The following is a 14853-nucleotide window of genomic DNA, read 5'->3' as shown; positions in this document are numbered from 1 at the left end:
TATCGCTTTGTTTGTGGTTCGCAACATTTGGCACAGAAAGTTAATGCGTAGTCCAAATGGACTTCCAATTTTCCAGTGTGCGCGATAGAGTGAGACCGGCGGGCAAACCATGAAGCGAGCGACGCGGGCAACACTCGTGGGTCGCTTGCAATAGGACCAAAATTGACGGGACGCGGTATCTGCCATGCGGATCGGTTGTCGGGAGCCAGGGCTGCCTTTGTCGCCTGCGGCCTGGCGATGGTTCTGGCGTTCGGCCTTGCCTCGCAGCGCGCGTATGCCGCCGAACCGCGCTGGCCTCCTGGCCCCTACAAATACATCACGGTCGACCAGTCAGTGGCAGACGCGCTGGTCGAGCTTGGCCGCAACATGCGGGTGCCGATGCGTGTAAGCAAGCTTGTAAAGGGGCGCCTGAGTGCCGGCATGCCTGTTGGAACGGCCCACGAGTTTCTGGAAGAGATTTGCAATCGGTATGGGCTGGTCTGGCATTTCGACGGCATTGTCATGAACGTGGCAACCGAAGCCGAAATCCAGACGGAAATGATCCGGCTTGATGCCAACACGGCTGCCGGCGCCGAAGATCGGCTTTCGCGGCTGGGCGTCATCGATCCGAGGTTTCCGGTAAAGGTTTCGAAACAAGACGATGTCGTCTCGGTATCGGGGCCGCCCTCCTACATCGAACTGGTCAGGAAAACGCTCGGGGTTCCCGCGGCAACGGGCACGAAGCCGGAGCCGGGCAAGGTTGTTTCGGTCCGCGTTTTCCGCGGCAGGCAGGTGGAGGCGTATGATGTCCCCTCCGCCAACAAGAACTAGGAAAACAGGAGAGCAGGTTCATGCAAATCGCGCCGATTGGAGCCCTGGAAGCTACACTTGCAAACTTGACCACCAGCATAAGCGCGCAACAGCAGATCACCGCCGGCGCTGCGGCGCAGCCTGGCAACCGAATGGTCGGTGCCAAGCAGGAAAAGCACGACGCCGCGAAGCTCAACACGCCTGAGCGCAGCGATGTCGCCACACGGTCTGGTCAGCAGGTGGCACAGGCATCGTCCGGCGCCAATCCAGCAATGGCCGGCCAATCCTCCAAACCGGAAAGGACCGAGCCCATCGTCGAGCGCCAACTCTTCGACTATCTGGCCGAGGCCGAGAAGGCAGGAGGCGGGGCGTTCACGGATCCGTCGGCGCTGTTCGGTTCGGCCGTTCGGTCGCTGGACGGAATCATGCAACAGGTCCAGAAAGCACTCGGCCAGGCGAACGCTCCCGCGAACGCCGAGACAGCCGCCACGCAGGATGCTGCCGGCAAGCCAGCGCCGTCCGGCAAGGAAGCCGAGAATTCCCCGGCAAAGAATGCCGAGCAACTTCTCGAACGGTCCATTTCGGTGATGTGGGCAGCCGCCAATCTCGAGGTCGTGACGAGCAGCGTGACGGCCGTCACGTCGTCCACCAGCACGCTGATCAAACAACAGTAAATGCCGCGGAGTGTTTCGTGCCGACGCTAACCTTGCCGTGGCGGTCAACGCTATTGAATCGATACGGCGCCCGTTGGCGCGTCGCGCTCGTTGTCATGGGTATGCTCGTACTGCAAGCGTGCTCTGTGGAGCTCTATTCCAACCTCAGCCAGCGGCAGGCCAATGAGATCGTGGCTACGCTGGTGCGCCACGGGATTCCGGCGCAACGCGAGACCGGCAAGGACGGCAAGATGACGGTTTCCGTAGAGAAGGGCCGCTTCGCCGAGGCCATGGCGATTCTCGACGAAAGCGGCTTGCCCAAACAGGAATTCCAAACGCTCGGCGAGGTGTTCAAGAGAGGTGGGATTGTATCCTCGCCGGCGGAAGAGCGGGCGACGATGATCTATGGCCTGAGCCAGGAACTGTCGCAGACCATCTCGGATATCGACGGCGTGCTTTCCGCGCGTGTTCATCTCGTCTTGCCCGAAAACGATCCGCTGAGACAGCAGCTGGTGCCGTCGTCCGCCTCCGTCTTCATCCGCCATCGCGCATCGGTTCCGATGAATGAGCTGATTCCGCAGGTCAAGATGCTGGTGGCCAAGGGTGTCGCCGGACTGACCTATGACAATGTCTCCGTCACCCTCATTCCGGTGACCGCGACGGCCCCCGAACAGGGAACCGGCGAGGCGGGCCTCACGAGCTTCCTCGGCCTCTGGATGCATCCGGACAGCGTTGCCGCCGCGATGGGGCTGTTTTACGGCATGGCGGCGGCCATATTCGCGCTGGCTGCCCGCCTGGCCTATCTGCAGTGGTGCCGACAGCCAGGCGTCTATGCGCTCGATGCTTCGACAATGCCCGTGAAGAAGACATGACCGAGACCCGCTCGACGCAAACCGCCAGCCCGGAGTGGCAGGCATTCGTGTCCAACCCCGCATCCTATGTCGATGCGGCAAGGCTCGCGGAATGCCTTGACGGTACGATCGGCGAGGCTGCGTGCGAGCGCATGCTGCAATCGCAACGCCTGCATGAACGATTGTCGGAGCTTCTGGTCGAGCGTCATAGGCTGTCTTCAGCAGTCGAAGAGCTTGCCGACGAGGTCGATCGAGCGATCGCTCTGTCCTCTGGCGAGGAGTTGGAGGAACTTGCGCTTCGCGCCGGCGCGATCTACTGGGCCGGCAGTCTAGCCGCTGTCATTGTTGGACGCGAAGCGGCCGCGTGGCAGGCAGCGCTTGGCGCGGATCTCTGCGCTTTCGCGGTCGCCAACCGCGATCTGGCTGGTCCGATGCAGCGGTTGGAGCCCCTGGAAGACATCTACTGTCGCGTCTATGCCGACGGCCTGCGTTGCCTTGGCGCCTGGTGTCAGGCGATGCCTGGCGACACGAGCATGCGGGTGCGCCTCAAGTTGGTGCCGCACGAGCTTGTCGACCAGGCGGTAGCCGGACCCTTTGCCGAGACCGGTCCCGCGATTGTTCGACGAGCGATGAGCTAGACGCGATGGTCGAACTAGGCAAAGCGACCGATGCCGTGCCGAGGCGCCCTTACGCCCGGATCCTGCGTGCCGCCGAGGTGCGCGCGCTGCAGGATGGGCATGCCGTTCTCGACGAAGCAAGGCGCGATGCGCAGCAGTTGCGTGACGCCGCGCGGCGAGCCTATGCGGCTGAATATGCACAGGGCTATGAAGACGGCAAGGCGCAAGGCGATGCGGACGCCACGCGGTTGATGAGCGAGACAGCGGTCAAGGTGGATCGCTATTTTGGCGGGCTGGAAGCCGAAGTCATCAGCCTGGCCCTCGATGTCGTCAGGCGAATGCTTGGAGAATTCGACGTCAGCACGCTTGTCGCGAAGGCCGCAAGTCAGGCTGTGACTGAAATTCGCCGCGCCAAATATCTGAAAGTCCGCGTTCATCCCGCTTCCGTGGACAGGGTTCGCGATGAGCTGGACGCGGTCTTGCGCGAGGGTGATCTGGGCATGACGGTCGAGATTGACGCGGATGACGCATTGGCAACCGGCGCCTGCGTCGTTTCGACTGACTTTGCCGTCGTCGATGCGAGCATCGACGCGCAGCTCCAAGCCATGGCTGCCGCGATTGCGTCAAAGGCGGAGGTTCCATGACACAGCCCGCTGTCGATATCGAAAGCCGTCTGGCGTCTATCATTCCGAACCTGCGTTCCGCCCTCCGCGACGATGCAAGCCGGCCGAGGAAGGGGCGTGTTAAGCGGGTCACCGGCACGGTTATCCATGCAACCATGGAGGAGGCCCGGATCGGCGAGATATGCGAACTGGTCGATCCCAGGACCGGCAAGACGACCAGGGCGGAAGTCGTCGGCCTCATGGACGAAATGGCGATCCTTGTTCCGCTTGGCGATCTGACCGGTCTTTCAAGCCTGACCGAGGTGGTTGCGACCGGAAAGGACCAGCGCGTGCCCGTCGGACCCGGCCTGCTTGGTCGGGTCATCAGCGCGCTCGGCGAGCCACTGGATGGCAAACCGCTTTCGCCGGACGGCATTACCGGCAGCTATCCGGTCAACGCCTATCCGCCATCCCCGCTCGAGCGCAGCTTGATTTCCGAGCCGATCCAGCTTGGAATCCGCGCCCTCGACGGGCTGCTCACCTGCGCGCGTGGGCAGCGCGTCGGCATCTTCGGTGAACCTGGCGTCGGCAAGTCGATCCTGCTTTCCGACATTGTCAGCGGCACCGATGCCGATGTTGCCGTGGTCGCCCTTGTCGGCGAGCGCGGACGTGAAGTGCGCGAGTTCCTCGAACATCAACTTGGACCGGAAGGGCGGCAGCGGGCAATCGTCGTCGTTGCGACATCCGACCGGCCTGCCATCGAGCGCGTCAAGGCCGCCTATGTGGCGACCAGCATTGCCGAATATTTTCGGGACCAGGGCAAGCATGTGCTGCTTGCGATGGACAACATCACGCGGTTTGCCCGAGCGCAGCGCGAGATTGGCCTGGCCTCGGGCGAGACACCGACGCGTCGCGGTTTTCCGTCTTCGCTGTTCGCGGTCTTGCCGCGCCTGCTCGAGCGCTCGGGCCCCGGCCGCGTCGGTTCCATCACGAGCCTCTACAGCGTTCTCCTGGAAGGCGACGGCACACTGGATCCTGTCGCCGAGGAAATTCAGGCGCTGCTCGATGGCCACGTCTTCCTGTCGAACGAACTCGCGCAGCGGAACCACTTCCCGGCCATCGACGTCTTGCGCAGCCGAAGCCGTCTCATGGACGCGGTTGTACCGCCGGCACATCGGTCCGACGCCAGCCACCTGCGTGAGCTGCTTGCCCGCTACGCCGACATCGAACTTCTCCTGCGGGTCGGTGAATACGAAAAGGGCAGCGATGCCGTGGCGGACGAGGCAGTGGCGAAGATCGATGTCATCAAAGCCTTTCTGCGTCAGGCGTCCGCCACACACGAGAGCATCGAGAAGACACGCCAACTCATGCGGGAAATCGTCGATGAAAGACCGTGACATGATCGCTCGATTGCGCGACCTCAGACGCCGCCGGGAAGAACGCGCGAAGGAAGGCGTGATCAGAAGGCACGCCGCCGCGCACCGGGCCACCAGGGAAGCTCAGGAGGCGGCCGCCGCCGTCACGCAGCACCTCCAGCGCACGGTTGACGCCGAAGATGCGGCGTTCGGTTCGCTTGTCGGACAACCGGTAAAGGCCGCCAGCCTGCATCGGCTCCAGGGACGGTTCGAAATCGCCGCCAGAAAAACCGCGCAGCTGCGTGAAAACGAGAAGATGGCCGGCGTCGCCGAGGAGCGTCGGAAAGTGGAATTGTCGGCAGCGCGCAACGATCATCGTGCGAGCGTGAAGGCGGTGGCGAAGCTGGATGGACTGCTGGAGCATCTGACCAAACGCAGCGCGCGTCGTCGCCTGGCTCTTTCCGAGCTTGTCGAGGAGGAGGAACGCGGTCCGCGGCACTTGCCCGCGGAACGATAGCCCAATCCGTGATCGTGGATATGGATGTGGACATGGAAGTGTGATGCCTCAAGCCTTGGCGTCGGCAAAAACGAAAGCGCTGGGAAAACCGAAGAAACGCACTGCCGGACTGCCGGTCGTGGGCGAACGGCTGACGCTCGAATCCGTCCCGGCCGTGGACGTCGGGGCATTGAACGCCTTTTACCGCCGTCGCGCTCCCGCGCAGATCACCATCGCGGGGAAGGCAATGACGATCGCTGCGGTCTGGCCGGCGGCGAACCCCGCGGATCAGCGGCTGTGCACGATTGCGTTCACCGTCGCAGGCAAGGTCGCCAAATTGCGCCTGCCGCTTTCTGTGGTCGAACGAGCCTTCGCCAAGGCGGACGAGTTGGTCGACATGAAACGACTGGCGCCCATGCACGCCGCACTGCTGCTGGAATCCGCATTCGAAGAAGACCTCGAAAGGATCGAGGGCAAGCTGGGTGAGAGGATCGCGCTCACCTCGGTCGAACGAAGAGATACGGTCTCGGAGCAAATCTCGCTCGCTTTTGTCATGGCCGGCAACGACGGGACGATAGACTGCGTGCTGAACACGACGGACGCCGGCCTGGCGGTGCGGATCGGCCGCCTTCTCGACGAGATCGGCAAAACGAGGCCGCCGATTCCGGCCGAATTCCCGCTGTCGGTCTGCCTTCGGCGTGGCGCGCTGACGATCACCCTTGGCGAGCTTCAAAGCCTGCAGCCTGGCGATGTGGTGCTTTTCAGGGATGCGGAGGAAGAACGCATGGCGGCACTCATCATTGCCGAGCGCCTTTATGCGCCGGTGACCTTGACTGCCGATGGGCCGCAATTGCTTGCCGCGCCGACTGCAATCGCCGGATCGAATTGGGAGTGGACCATGAACCAGAACACGCCGCCGCCAGCCGGCCAGACATTGGAAGAGTCGACTCTGGACGAGTTGCCGGTCGCGCTTGCCTTCGAGATCGGCCGCATGGCGATGCCTCTTGGGGACGTAAGACAGCTTGCGCCCGGCGCTGTCGTTGCACTCACCGATGTAACCGAGGAGGCCGTCGACATCATCGCCAACGGCAAGCGTGTCGGTCGTGGCGAGATCGTGCGGATTGGGGAAAACCTGGGCGTGCGGATCGTCCGTATGTTCGACAATGCTTGAGAATTCGCCCAACCTGCTTGGGATTCTGATCGCTGTCGGCTTCGTCGGATTGCTGCCGCTGGCAGTCGTCACGATGACGGGCTTCCTGAAAATTTCGGTGGTGCTGTTTCTCGTCCGCAATGCGCTTGGCGTCCAGCAGATGCCGCCCAATCTGGTGCTTTACGGCATAGCGCTCGTGCTCACGGTCTACGTCACCACGCCGATGCTGAGCGAGATGTCGGGCCGGCTTCAGGACGGGCAGGTTCAGTTCCAGACGACGGACGACCTCGCCAGGGCGGCGCAACTGGTCAGAGAACCATTGCAGCGGCATCTCATGAAATTCACCCAGCCGCAAGAGCGGCAGTTCTTTCTTGACGGCACCACTCGCCTGTGGCCGGAACAAGCGCGGCAGAACCTCAAGGACGACGATCTCTCGATCCTTGTTCCAGCCTTTGTCGCATCCGAGCTTACCCGTGCCTTCGAGATCGGCTTCCTGCTTTATCTCCCTTTCCTCATCATCGATATCGTTGTCGCGAATGTCCTGATGACGCTCGGCATGATCATGGTCTCGCCGGTTCTCATCTCGATCCCGCTGAAACTGTTCCTTTTCGTCGCGATTGATGGCTGGTCGCGGCTGATGCATGGCCTCATCCTGAGTTATGTCTGACGCCGCTGGGGGATTTGCATGAACAATGACTTCATCCTGGCGAAGGTCCAGAGCGCGCTTCTGACGGTGCTGCTCGCGTCCAGTCCGGCGATTATCGCGGCGCTTGCCGTCGGCATCCTTGTCGGCCTTGCCCAGGCCCTGACGCAGATTCAGGACCAGTCGCTGCCGCAGACGATCAAGCTCGTCGTGATCCTGCTGGTCATCATCGTCTTCGGTCCGCTGCTTGGCCAGCAGATCGCGGAGCAGGCCTCGACGGCGCTGGACGAATTCCCCGTCGTCACGCGCTGAGGCGGTCGGATGCCGGTCGAACCAATCTTCGCATCTGTCAAGGAGCTGCAGTTCTATCTTCTGGCCGGCGCTTTCGCGCTCGCACGCCTGACCGGTTTCATGCTTCTGATGCCGCTCTTTTCGCGTGTGCCGCTATCCGGGCTTCTGCGCAACGGCGTGGCTCTCGCGCTGGCGGTTCCGGTCTTCCCGATGATCGTGACCAAGCTGACGACCACCGATATCGCGACAACGATGATCGTCCTGTACATTCTCAAGGAGGTCGTTGTCGGGGTGACGCTCGGGCTGGCAATGGGCATACCGTTCTGGGCGGCGGAAGCCGCTGGCGATATCCTGGACCTGCAGCGCGGTTCCACGATGGGGACCCTGATCGACCCGATGATGACCCATGAGACGAGTGCCACCGGCACTTTGCTGGCCATCATCATGATTACGATCTATCTGGCGGCCGGGGGCTTGCAGCTTTCCCTGACCAGCCTCTACGACAGCTACGGCCTCTGGCCTATCGACCAACTCCTGCCTGTGTTCAGCAAGGATGCCGCTGGGATATTTCTCAGTCTGCTCACCCGCATCCTGGTGATGGCACTGACCCTTGTGTTCCCGGTCGTCATCAGCATGCTCTTGTCCGACATTGTTCTGGCTTTTCTGGCGCGCGCCTCGCCGCACCTGAATGTTTTTGCCCTGTCGCTGGTCGTCAAGACGCTGGTGTTCAGCCTTGTCCTAGTCCTCTACGCGGCTTTCCTGCTCTTCTATATGAACCGGGACCTCGGCTTCCTACACGAAGCAGGCCGACAGATAGAAGCAATCGGCTGCCGCAGCTGTCAATGAGTACAAAAACTCCATGAGCAGATCCTAATAATAACAGCAGCCTCCATTGGTCGACCAATAAATACAATTTATCGACGAGGGAAGATTCTGATAATTTGACAAGCGGGCAACGCGTCGATGATCTTACGCGCTCTCGACGTGTCTCTGAACATACATATGCCCGGAAGCCATGGCTCGCCAGACCACTTCATTGTTCTATGACAATTTGCGACTGGTCGATGCAGATAGGCTGCGCAAACTGGTTAGAATGGGCGCTTATGAAGGATATACGGGAGGGCTTGCGCGCGGTAAGCTGCAGGCCAATATTGTGATTGTGCCCCGCAGTTTTGCCGGGGATTTCCATCGGTTTTGCGTCCGCAATCCGAAACCCTGTCCTTTGGTGGGCGTCACCCGTGCCGGCAGCCCTTTGCTCCCAGCCTTGGGCGATATCGATATTCGCACCGATGCACCCCAGTATAACATCTATTGCTTCGGGGAGATGATCCGTCGGAAAACCGACATCATCGACCTGTGGCGGGATGATTTCGCCGCTTTTGCGCTCGGCAGTTCGCTTACCGTCGAGGCGGCACTTGCCAAAAAGGGAGTGAAGCTCCGTCGCATCGGCTTCGGAAGGACTTCCCCCAAGTTTAGAACCAGGATCGAGACGTTCCAGGTCGGACCGTTTGGTGGCGAAATGGTCGTCTCCATGCGCCCGATAAGACATTGCGACGTCGATAAGATTCGCGCCCTGACGGCAGGTTTTCCGCATGCGCACGGCTCCCCTATCCATGTCGGGGAGCCGGCGACCATCGGGATACGAGATTTGATGGCTCCCGACTGGGGCGATGCGGTCGAAATCCGGGACGGGGAGGTCCCTGTATTCTGGGCCAGCAGCCTGACCGCTCAAGACGCTCTTGCGCGTGCCGAACTCGCGATCTCGATCACGGTGTCGCCGGGCCATATGCTGATCACCGACGTGGATGCACAAGCCGGTGCGCGTCTCGGAGCCAGCTTGGCGCATACGGGCGTGCAAATGGGCGGGTTTTGGACTCGCGACGATGCTCTAGACCCACAATGACTAAATATTTGCAACGAAGAGCGGCCGCAATTGGAGCGGTGACGGTACTTTTCGAGACGGTTTGGACGCGCTATCGAACGCCACAAGGTGGAAAAATCGCTGATTGGTCTCGATAGTCGGTAGGCGTTAGCGTAGTCCGGAGCGCTACGGCGTATTTTTCCGCACAAAAGACAACGATTTTCGGCATCTCGTTCACTACCGATTCTGCATCATCAACTGAAGTCTTCGATTGCGTAAGTCCGATACGTTCGGCAGTCTGCTCGTCTGGGCAGGATTTCAAAGCAATCTGAAGTTGTTGGCTCAATCTGTGGGCGATCGGCCAATTGATCTCGAACCAAATGGCGCCTGTCGTCTCAGGGCGCGGTGGCGTCCGAAACCAGAGCGGCGTGCCGAGGGACTGGAACGGCGGCCGGATTCCGCTCTGTCCTGGGCAGGGACCAGCCGCCTGTCGGCGGTGCGCGTCGCGAAATCTTCCATTCGACCCTGGCTAGGCGTGGGGTGGGAGTTGGGACCCGCTAGCCTTTGCCCGCAGCCAGTCCGAGACGCGATAGTACCGTAACATCGCGGCGGGAGCGAACGACATGAAGAAGGGTGCCCGCCGGAGTGGTTCGAGCTTCAGCGACAGGTCTTTTTCAGGGACGCCCTTCGCCCATTCGCCGAGTATGCCGCCGAGCATGCTTCCGGTCGGCACGCCGCGACCGGACAGTCCTGTCAGTGCGACGACGCCCGGCGCGAGCTCATAGAATCGTGGGATGGTGCGCTGCTGCATATCCAGTTCGCCGAACCAGAAATATTCCCATCTCAACTCGCTGCTGAGCTGCGGATGGAGCCAGCGCAGCCGATCAGACATGAGGCGGTGTGTGAACGCCATGTCCCTTCCGCGACGGCCCATCGGGAACATCGAGGCGACGATGCGTCCCTCGGCATTGTACTTGTAGACAAAGATGTCGCCGCGGCCGTCATGCATCGTCGTGTTGCGCGGCAGGATGGTTTGGCGTTCGCTGGCCGTCAGCGGCTGGCTAGCGGCGACGAACACACTCTGGATCTTGTAAGTCTGGTCGAGGCCGGGCCATCCGTCGACGGTGTAGGCGCCAGTCGCAAAGATGACCTTATCGGCGACAACGGTTCCTTCGCCGGCGTGCACTGCCCAGGCACCATCCTGCCGCACGACGTCGCGGACCGGCGATCCCGTGTGGATTGCGCCACCTTCCTGCATGACGGCACCGGCCAGGCCTCTTGCGTATCTCAATGGATTGAGGTGACCAGCCTCGGAATGAAACCAGCCGCCATGATATCGCGGGCCGCCGGTGATTTCCTCGGTCGCCTGTCTGTCGAGCACCCGCGTCTTGGCGCCGACGGCATTATACTGCTGCGCCTTTACCTCGAGCTTGGCGATGGCGCCTGGCGTCAGCGCGCCCATGACGTAGCCATTCTGCTGCCATTCGCAATCGATGCCGTAACGCTCGATCATCCCTGCGACTTGTCCGTTGGCTCCTGTCTGCCGGGCGATCAGCCTTTCCGCCCACGGCTCGCCCAGCATGGCACGCAGTTCGGGCAGGCTGTAATGGGTGAAGGTTGGCGTACAGTGGCCGGCATTGCGCCCCGAGCCGCCGAACTCGATCTCCTGGGCTTCGAGCAGAACGACGTCAATGCCGTCACGGGCGAGATCGAGTGCGGTGGTCAACCCGGTGTATCCGCCGCCGATGATGCAGACGTCCGCCCGCCTGCGTCCTTGCAGTGGGCTGGTCTCTGGCGGCGGCGGCGCGGTCGCATACCAGAGCGAGACTTCAAACGGTGAAAACCTTGCCATTCCGGGCGGCTTCACAGCATGTCGCTTCGTGCGTCGAGCGCATCGCGCAACCCGTCGCCGATGAAGTTGAAACTGGTGACTGCCAGGGTGATGGCGGCACCGGGAACGATTGCCAACCACGGCGCGCTGTCGAGATACTGCTGGGCGCCGTTCAGCATGTTGCCCCAACTCGGCAGCGGAGGCTGGATGCCGTAGCCGAGGAAGCTGACATAGGCTTCCAGAAGGATGGCGCGGGCAACGGTAAGCGTGGCCGCGACGATGATCGGGCCGATCGCATTGGGCAGCAGTTCGCGAAACATGATGTGGCTGTTGCTGAGCCCGAGCATGCGGGCGGCGACCACGAAGTCGCGTTCGCGCAGCGATCGCACTTCCGCCTCGACGATGCGCGCGATTTCCATCCAGCTCGTTGCCGCGATGATCAGAGTGATCATGATCGGGCTCGGCTTGATGAAGGCCGCCATCGCCAGCAGTAGGAAGATGTTGGGAAAGGACAGCATCGCGTCGACGAAACGCATCAGCACCGTGCCGATGCGGCCGCCGAAGAAGCCGGCAGCGATCCCGAGCACGGTTCCAAAGACCGTGCTGATGACCATCGCAGCGAAGCCGACCAGGAGCGAAATGCGTCCGGCCATGAAGAGGCGCGCCGCGATGTCGCGGCCGAGCGGATCGGTGCCGAAGAAATGATAGCCCGTGAACGGCGGCGAGAACCGGCCACGCAGATCGATGTAGAGATCGTCAAAGGGCAGCAGCAAGGGGCCGAGGACGCAGGCCAGCACCAGAACGACGATCATCACCAGGCCGAACATCGCCAGTCGGTGACGGGCAAATCGGCGCACGGAGCGGCTTTGCCACCAGCGGTGCCTGGCGTGGGTGGGGATGAGGAAATCCGACTGGGTCATCTCTTCGTCCTCAGCTCAATCGAATGCGCGGATCGACGAATGCGACGGTGAGGTCCGCGGCCAGATTGCCGACCAGGACAAGAACCGCGGACATCATCAGCAGACCCATCACGACGGGGTAGTCGCTGTAACCGAGGCTATCGAGGAACAGCCGTCCCATGCCGGGCCAGGTAAAGACTGTTTCCGTCACCAGCGCCCCACCCAGTATTGTTGGCAGTTGCAGCCCCAGCAGGGTGATCATCGGCAGCAGGGCGTTTCCGAGGATGTGGCGGATCAATACGCGCCGGGAACTCAGCCCCTTGGCCCGGGCCGTTCGGACAAAATCCTGACTGATGACGTCGAGCGTGGCGGTGCGCATGTAGCGGCTCCACACGGCGACATTGACCAGCGCAAGAACGATGCTCGGCATGATGAGATGGATCGCGTAGTCGCCGAGCGAGCCATTGCCGATCGTGTACATGTTGCCGGCCGGCAGCCATCTGAGCCGCAGCGAGAATATGTAGATCGCGATCAACCCAAACCAGAAGGTCGGGATCGACAATGCCACCATCGCGCCGACCGTCGCTGCGTAGTCGAAGATCGAGTATCGTCTAAGCGCGCCCAGGACACCTATCCACGTGCCCACAAAGATGGCGATCGCGGTCGATACGCCCATCAGCAGCAATGTCGCGACAAGGTGCTCCCAGATGATATCAAGCACGGGCCTGCCGTCCCGGTAGGAATGACCCCAGTCACCGCGAAGCAGGTGGCTCAGCCAGTCGAGGTACTGGATGGGAAGAGGGCGATTGAGTCCCATTTGCGTGGCGATCCGGTCAAGATCGGCCTGCGTCATTCCTGGCGTGAGAGTGAATTGCGAGAGCGGTCCGCCCGGAGCCAGGTTCAGGACGGCAAAGCCGATCACCGAGACCAGCAGGAGCAGGACGAGACTTTGCCAGAAGCGTCCCAGCAGATAGCGAAGCATGCCGGTTGTCTCCGTTTTGGTGTCCGTCGGATACAGTCGCGCCAGAGGCGCCTTGTCGGCTATGCAGGCCGAGCCGGTCATCACCGGCCCGGCCTCGTTTGCGCGGGCTATGCCCATTGCCAGGTGGCCACGTCCCAGGAGTCGATGCGTACATTGATGTTCGGCTCGACGCCTTCGACACCGGACTTGTGTCCGCGCACCGTCGCGTATTGGAACATCGGCAGGAATGGCAGGTCGTTGCGTACGGTCTCCTGGATCTTCAGGTAGGCTTGCTTGCGTTTCTCCGGCACGAATTCGACACCGCCAGATCCGAGCAGCTTGTCTACCTCCGGGCTGGCATACTGCCAGGTGTTCTGGCCGGCGCCACCCTTGGCCGGAATCGACTTCGAGCTGAGATAGTCCGACGTGTCGGGATCGGAGCCCGTCAGGAAGTTAATGCCGACGACGACGGAATCGAATTCCGACTTCATCCAGTAGTCGCCCCACATCACGGCTGGCGGCAGGTTGGAGATCATCACCTCGACGCCGATGTCGCGATACGATTGCTGGATGAACTGCTGCGCCTGTTCGCGGATGTGATTGCCCGCCGTGGTCGAGTTCTTGAACGAGAGGCGGACACCGTCCTTGACGCGGATGCCGTCCGCTCCGGGGACCCACCCCGCGTCGTCCAGCAGTTTCTTTGCCTTGTCCACGTCGTATTCCTGCTTCGGCAAATCCGGATTGTAGTAGAAGGACTGCTGCGGCATGTAGGTTTCGGTCGGGGCCGGCAGCCCGTAGTAGAGGGCGTCGATGATCGTTTTCTTGTCCAGCGCATGATACAGCGCCTGGCGAACGGCGAGTTCCTTGAACTGCGGGCGCTCCATGTTGAAGCTGAGCGACTCGACCGTGGCGGCGGGAATGACGGCGACCGACGTTCCGCCCAATGCCTTGGCTTCCTCATAGTGGTCGGCTGTGATCCACTGTAGTCCGATGACGTCGATATCACCGGTCTTGAACTGGGTGTAGAGAACGGTCAGATCCGGAATGTACTTGTAGATCAGGCTCTTCAGGTAGGGGCCGTCGGCGAAGTAGTCGGTGTTGGCGGCCAGTTCGATATGGTCGCCGGCCATGCGTTCCACCCATTTGAACGGGCCAGTGCCGATCGGGGCATTGTTGAACGGCGCGGTGTTCTTGTCCTCCGCCGCACCGAGCACATGTTTGGGAACGATGAAGGTCGCGGCCAGGATCGACGGGTAGGGCGCGTAAGGCTCCTTCATCTTCCACTTGATCTCGGTTGGCGAGACGACAGTCAGGTCCTGGACAAGTTCGTGGCCGGCGCGTCGCCAGCTGCGAAACTTCGGGTCGACCAGCAGTTCGAGCGTGAACTTAACGTCCTCGGCGGTGAACGGCTGTCCGTCATGCCACTTCACGTCGTCGCGCAGCTTGACGTGCCACTCGAGCCCGTCGGCCGAGATGCCGCCGTTTTCGACGGTAGGCACCTCCTTGGCGAGCGCGGGGAAGAAATTGCCCTTGGGATCGACACCAAACAGCGGATCGAAGACGCTGAAGTGAATGCCCTCGTCGACCTCGATATGGGGCAAATGCGGGTTGAAGACGGTGGGCTCCTGGGAAAACCCGACGATCACCTGTCCCTTGGGTTCGCTCGGCGGGGTTGCCGCAAAGGCCCTGCCTGCTCCCGTCAGGTTGGGCATGGTGAGGCCGGCGGCACCGGCGATTGCCATTCCAAGCGCCTGACGACGCGTCGGTCGAAAGATTATGCTGCTGCTCTTGTCTGACATTGGAGGCTCCTTTTCATAGTGTTCCACTTTCGCTGCGTCACGCTCTCTTGTCGGA

The 14853-nt window shown here is 61.6% G+C and carries 16 protein-coding genes; 12 read left to right on the top strand and 4 right to left on the bottom strand.

What is annotated here, in order from left to right:
- Positions 1–162: 162 nt before the first annotated feature.
- The 12 genes from NKH19_RS12950 to NKH19_RS12895 all read left to right on the top strand — a co-directional run bounded on the left by NKH19_RS12950 (position 163) and on the right by NKH19_RS12895 (position 9350).
- Positions 163–810 carry a type III secretion protein gene (locus tag NKH19_RS12950; RefSeq protein ID WP_352871585.1) on the top strand — a complete coding sequence of 216 codons (648 nt, stop codon included), beginning with the start codon at positions 163–165 and terminating at the stop codon, positions 808–810.
- 20 nt (positions 811–830) lie between these two features.
- Positions 831–1463, top strand: coding sequence for a hypothetical protein (locus NKH19_RS12945; RefSeq protein ID WP_352871584.1), 633 nt, complete (start codon positions 831–833; stop codon positions 1461–1463).
- Between the two features lie 17 nt (positions 1464–1480).
- Positions 1481–2314, top strand: coding sequence for a type III secretion system inner membrane ring lipoprotein SctJ (sctJ, locus tag NKH19_RS12940; RefSeq protein ID WP_352982241.1), 834 nt, complete (start codon positions 1481–1483; stop codon positions 2312–2314).
- A complete protein-coding gene (locus NKH19_RS12935; RefSeq protein ID WP_352871581.1) occupies positions 2311–2931 on the top strand; it encodes a SctK family type III secretion system sorting platform protein in 621 nt (206 codons plus the stop codon). The genes sctJ and NKH19_RS12935 overlap by 4 nt, the downstream gene beginning before the upstream one ends.
- 5 nt (positions 2932–2936) lie before the next feature.
- On the top strand, positions 2937–3554 hold the full coding sequence (gene sctL / locus NKH19_RS12930; protein WP_352871580.1) for a type III secretion system stator protein SctL: 618 nt from the start codon (positions 2937–2939) through the stop codon (positions 3552–3554).
- A complete protein-coding gene (locus NKH19_RS12925) occupies positions 3551–4909 on the top strand; it encodes a FliI/YscN family ATPase (RefSeq protein WP_352871578.1) in 1359 nt (452 codons plus the stop codon). The genes sctL and NKH19_RS12925 overlap by 4 nt, the downstream gene beginning before the upstream one ends.
- Entirely contained in the window at positions 4896–5384 is a 489-nt protein-coding gene (locus NKH19_RS12920; protein ID WP_352871577.1) for a hypothetical protein, read from the top strand. Before NKH19_RS12925 ends, NKH19_RS12920 begins: the two co-directional genes overlap by 14 nt.
- A 43-nt stretch (positions 5385–5427) precedes the next feature.
- Positions 5428–6534 (top strand): type III secretion system cytoplasmic ring protein SctQ, encoded by a 1107-nt coding sequence (gene sctQ / locus NKH19_RS12915; protein WP_352871576.1) that lies wholly within the window; start codon positions 5428–5430, stop codon positions 6532–6534.
- Entirely contained in the window at positions 6527–7180 is a 654-nt protein-coding gene (sctR, locus tag NKH19_RS12910; RefSeq protein ID WP_352871574.1) for a type III secretion system export apparatus subunit SctR, read from the top strand. The genes sctQ and sctR overlap by 8 nt, the downstream gene beginning before the upstream one ends.
- 18 nt (positions 7181–7198) lie before the next feature.
- Positions 7199–7468, top strand: a complete 270-nt coding sequence (locus tag NKH19_RS12905; RefSeq protein ID WP_352871573.1) for an EscS/YscS/HrcS family type III secretion system export apparatus protein — start codon at positions 7199–7201, stop codon at positions 7466–7468.
- Positions 7469–7477: 9 nt separating this feature from the next.
- Positions 7478–8293, top strand: a complete 816-nt coding sequence (sctT, locus tag NKH19_RS12900; RefSeq protein WP_352982223.1) for a type III secretion system export apparatus subunit SctT — start codon at positions 7478–7480, stop codon at positions 8291–8293.
- 169 nt (positions 8294–8462) lie between these two features.
- Entirely contained in the window at positions 8463–9350 is an 888-nt protein-coding gene (locus NKH19_RS12895; protein ID WP_352871570.1) for a D-glutamate cyclase family protein, read from the top strand.
- Between the two features lie 487 nt (positions 9351–9837).
- Here NKH19_RS12895 and NKH19_RS12890 read toward each other — a convergent pair whose 3' ends face one another.
- From NKH19_RS12890 to NKH19_RS12875, 4 genes are all read right to left on the bottom strand, one after another.
- Positions 9838–11160, bottom strand: a complete 1323-nt coding sequence (locus NKH19_RS12890) for an NAD(P)/FAD-dependent oxidoreductase (protein WP_352982222.1) — start codon at positions 11158–11160, stop codon at positions 9838–9840.
- A gap of 11 nt (positions 11161–11171) precedes the next feature.
- On the bottom strand, positions 11172–12059 hold the full coding sequence (locus NKH19_RS12885) for an ABC transporter permease (RefSeq protein ID WP_352871567.1): 888 nt from the start codon (positions 12057–12059) through the stop codon (positions 11172–11174).
- Positions 12060–12069: 10 nt separating this feature from the next.
- Positions 12070–13020, bottom strand: a complete 951-nt coding sequence (locus NKH19_RS12880; protein WP_352871566.1) for an ABC transporter permease — start codon at positions 13018–13020, stop codon at positions 12070–12072.
- A gap of 107 nt (positions 13021–13127) precedes the next feature.
- Positions 13128–14798, bottom strand: a complete 1671-nt coding sequence (locus NKH19_RS12875; RefSeq protein ID WP_352871564.1) for a peptide ABC transporter substrate-binding protein — start codon at positions 14796–14798, stop codon at positions 13128–13130.
- Positions 14799–14853 lie beyond the last annotated feature (55 nt).

The sequence above is a fragment of the Mesorhizobium sp. M1338 genome, from assembly GCF_040318045.1.
Classification (GTDB): domain Bacteria; phylum Pseudomonadota; class Alphaproteobacteria; order Rhizobiales; family Rhizobiaceae; genus Mesorhizobium.
Note: the sequence above shows the minus strand (reverse complement) of the source record. Positions and strands in the feature narration are given on the sequence as shown.

What these genes read in the sequence shown, in the direction of transcription:
- NKH19_RS12945 (WP_352871584.1), top strand. Translation starts at nt 831, where the DNA reads ATGCAAATCGCGCCGATTGGAGCCCTGGAAGCTACACTTGCAAACTTG.
- NKH19_RS12935 (WP_352871581.1), top strand. Translation starts at nt 2,311, where the DNA reads ATGACCGAGACCCGCTCGACGCAAACCGCCAGCCCGGAGTGGCAGGCA.
- sctL (WP_352871580.1), top strand. Translation starts at nt 2,937, where the DNA reads ATGGTCGAACTAGGCAAAGCGACCGATGCCGTGCCGAGGCGCCCTTAC.
- NKH19_RS12925 (WP_352871578.1), top strand. Translation starts at nt 3,551, where the DNA reads ATGACACAGCCCGCTGTCGATATCGAAAGCCGTCTGGCGTCTATCATT.
- NKH19_RS12920 (WP_352871577.1), top strand. Translation starts at nt 4,896, where the DNA reads ATGAAAGACCGTGACATGATCGCTCGATTGCGCGACCTCAGACGCCGC.
- sctQ (WP_352871576.1), top strand. Translation starts at nt 5,428, where the DNA reads ATGCCTCAAGCCTTGGCGTCGGCAAAAACGAAAGCGCTGGGAAAACCG.
- sctR (WP_352871574.1), top strand. Translation starts at nt 6,527, where the DNA reads ATGCTTGAGAATTCGCCCAACCTGCTTGGGATTCTGATCGCTGTCGGC.
- NKH19_RS12905 (WP_352871573.1), top strand. Translation starts at nt 7,199, where the DNA reads ATGAACAATGACTTCATCCTGGCGAAGGTCCAGAGCGCGCTTCTGACG.
- sctT (WP_352982223.1), top strand. Translation starts at nt 7,478, where the DNA reads ATGCCGGTCGAACCAATCTTCGCATCTGTCAAGGAGCTGCAGTTCTAT.
- NKH19_RS12895 (WP_352871570.1), top strand. Translation starts at nt 8,463, where the DNA reads ATGGCTCGCCAGACCACTTCATTGTTCTATGACAATTTGCGACTGGTC.
- NKH19_RS12890 (WP_352982222.1), bottom strand. Translation starts at nt 11,160, where the DNA reads ATGGCAAGGTTTTCACCGTTTGAAGTCTCGCTCTGGTATGCGACCGCG.
- NKH19_RS12885 (WP_352871567.1), bottom strand. Translation starts at nt 12,059, where the DNA reads ATGACCCAGTCGGATTTCCTCATCCCCACCCACGCCAGGCACCGCTGG.
- NKH19_RS12880 (WP_352871566.1), bottom strand. Translation starts at nt 13,020, where the DNA reads ATGCTTCGCTATCTGCTGGGACGCTTCTGGCAAAGTCTCGTCCTGCTC.
- NKH19_RS12875 (WP_352871564.1), bottom strand. Translation starts at nt 14,798, where the DNA reads ATGTCAGACAAGAGCAGCAGCATAATCTTTCGACCGACGCGTCGTCAG.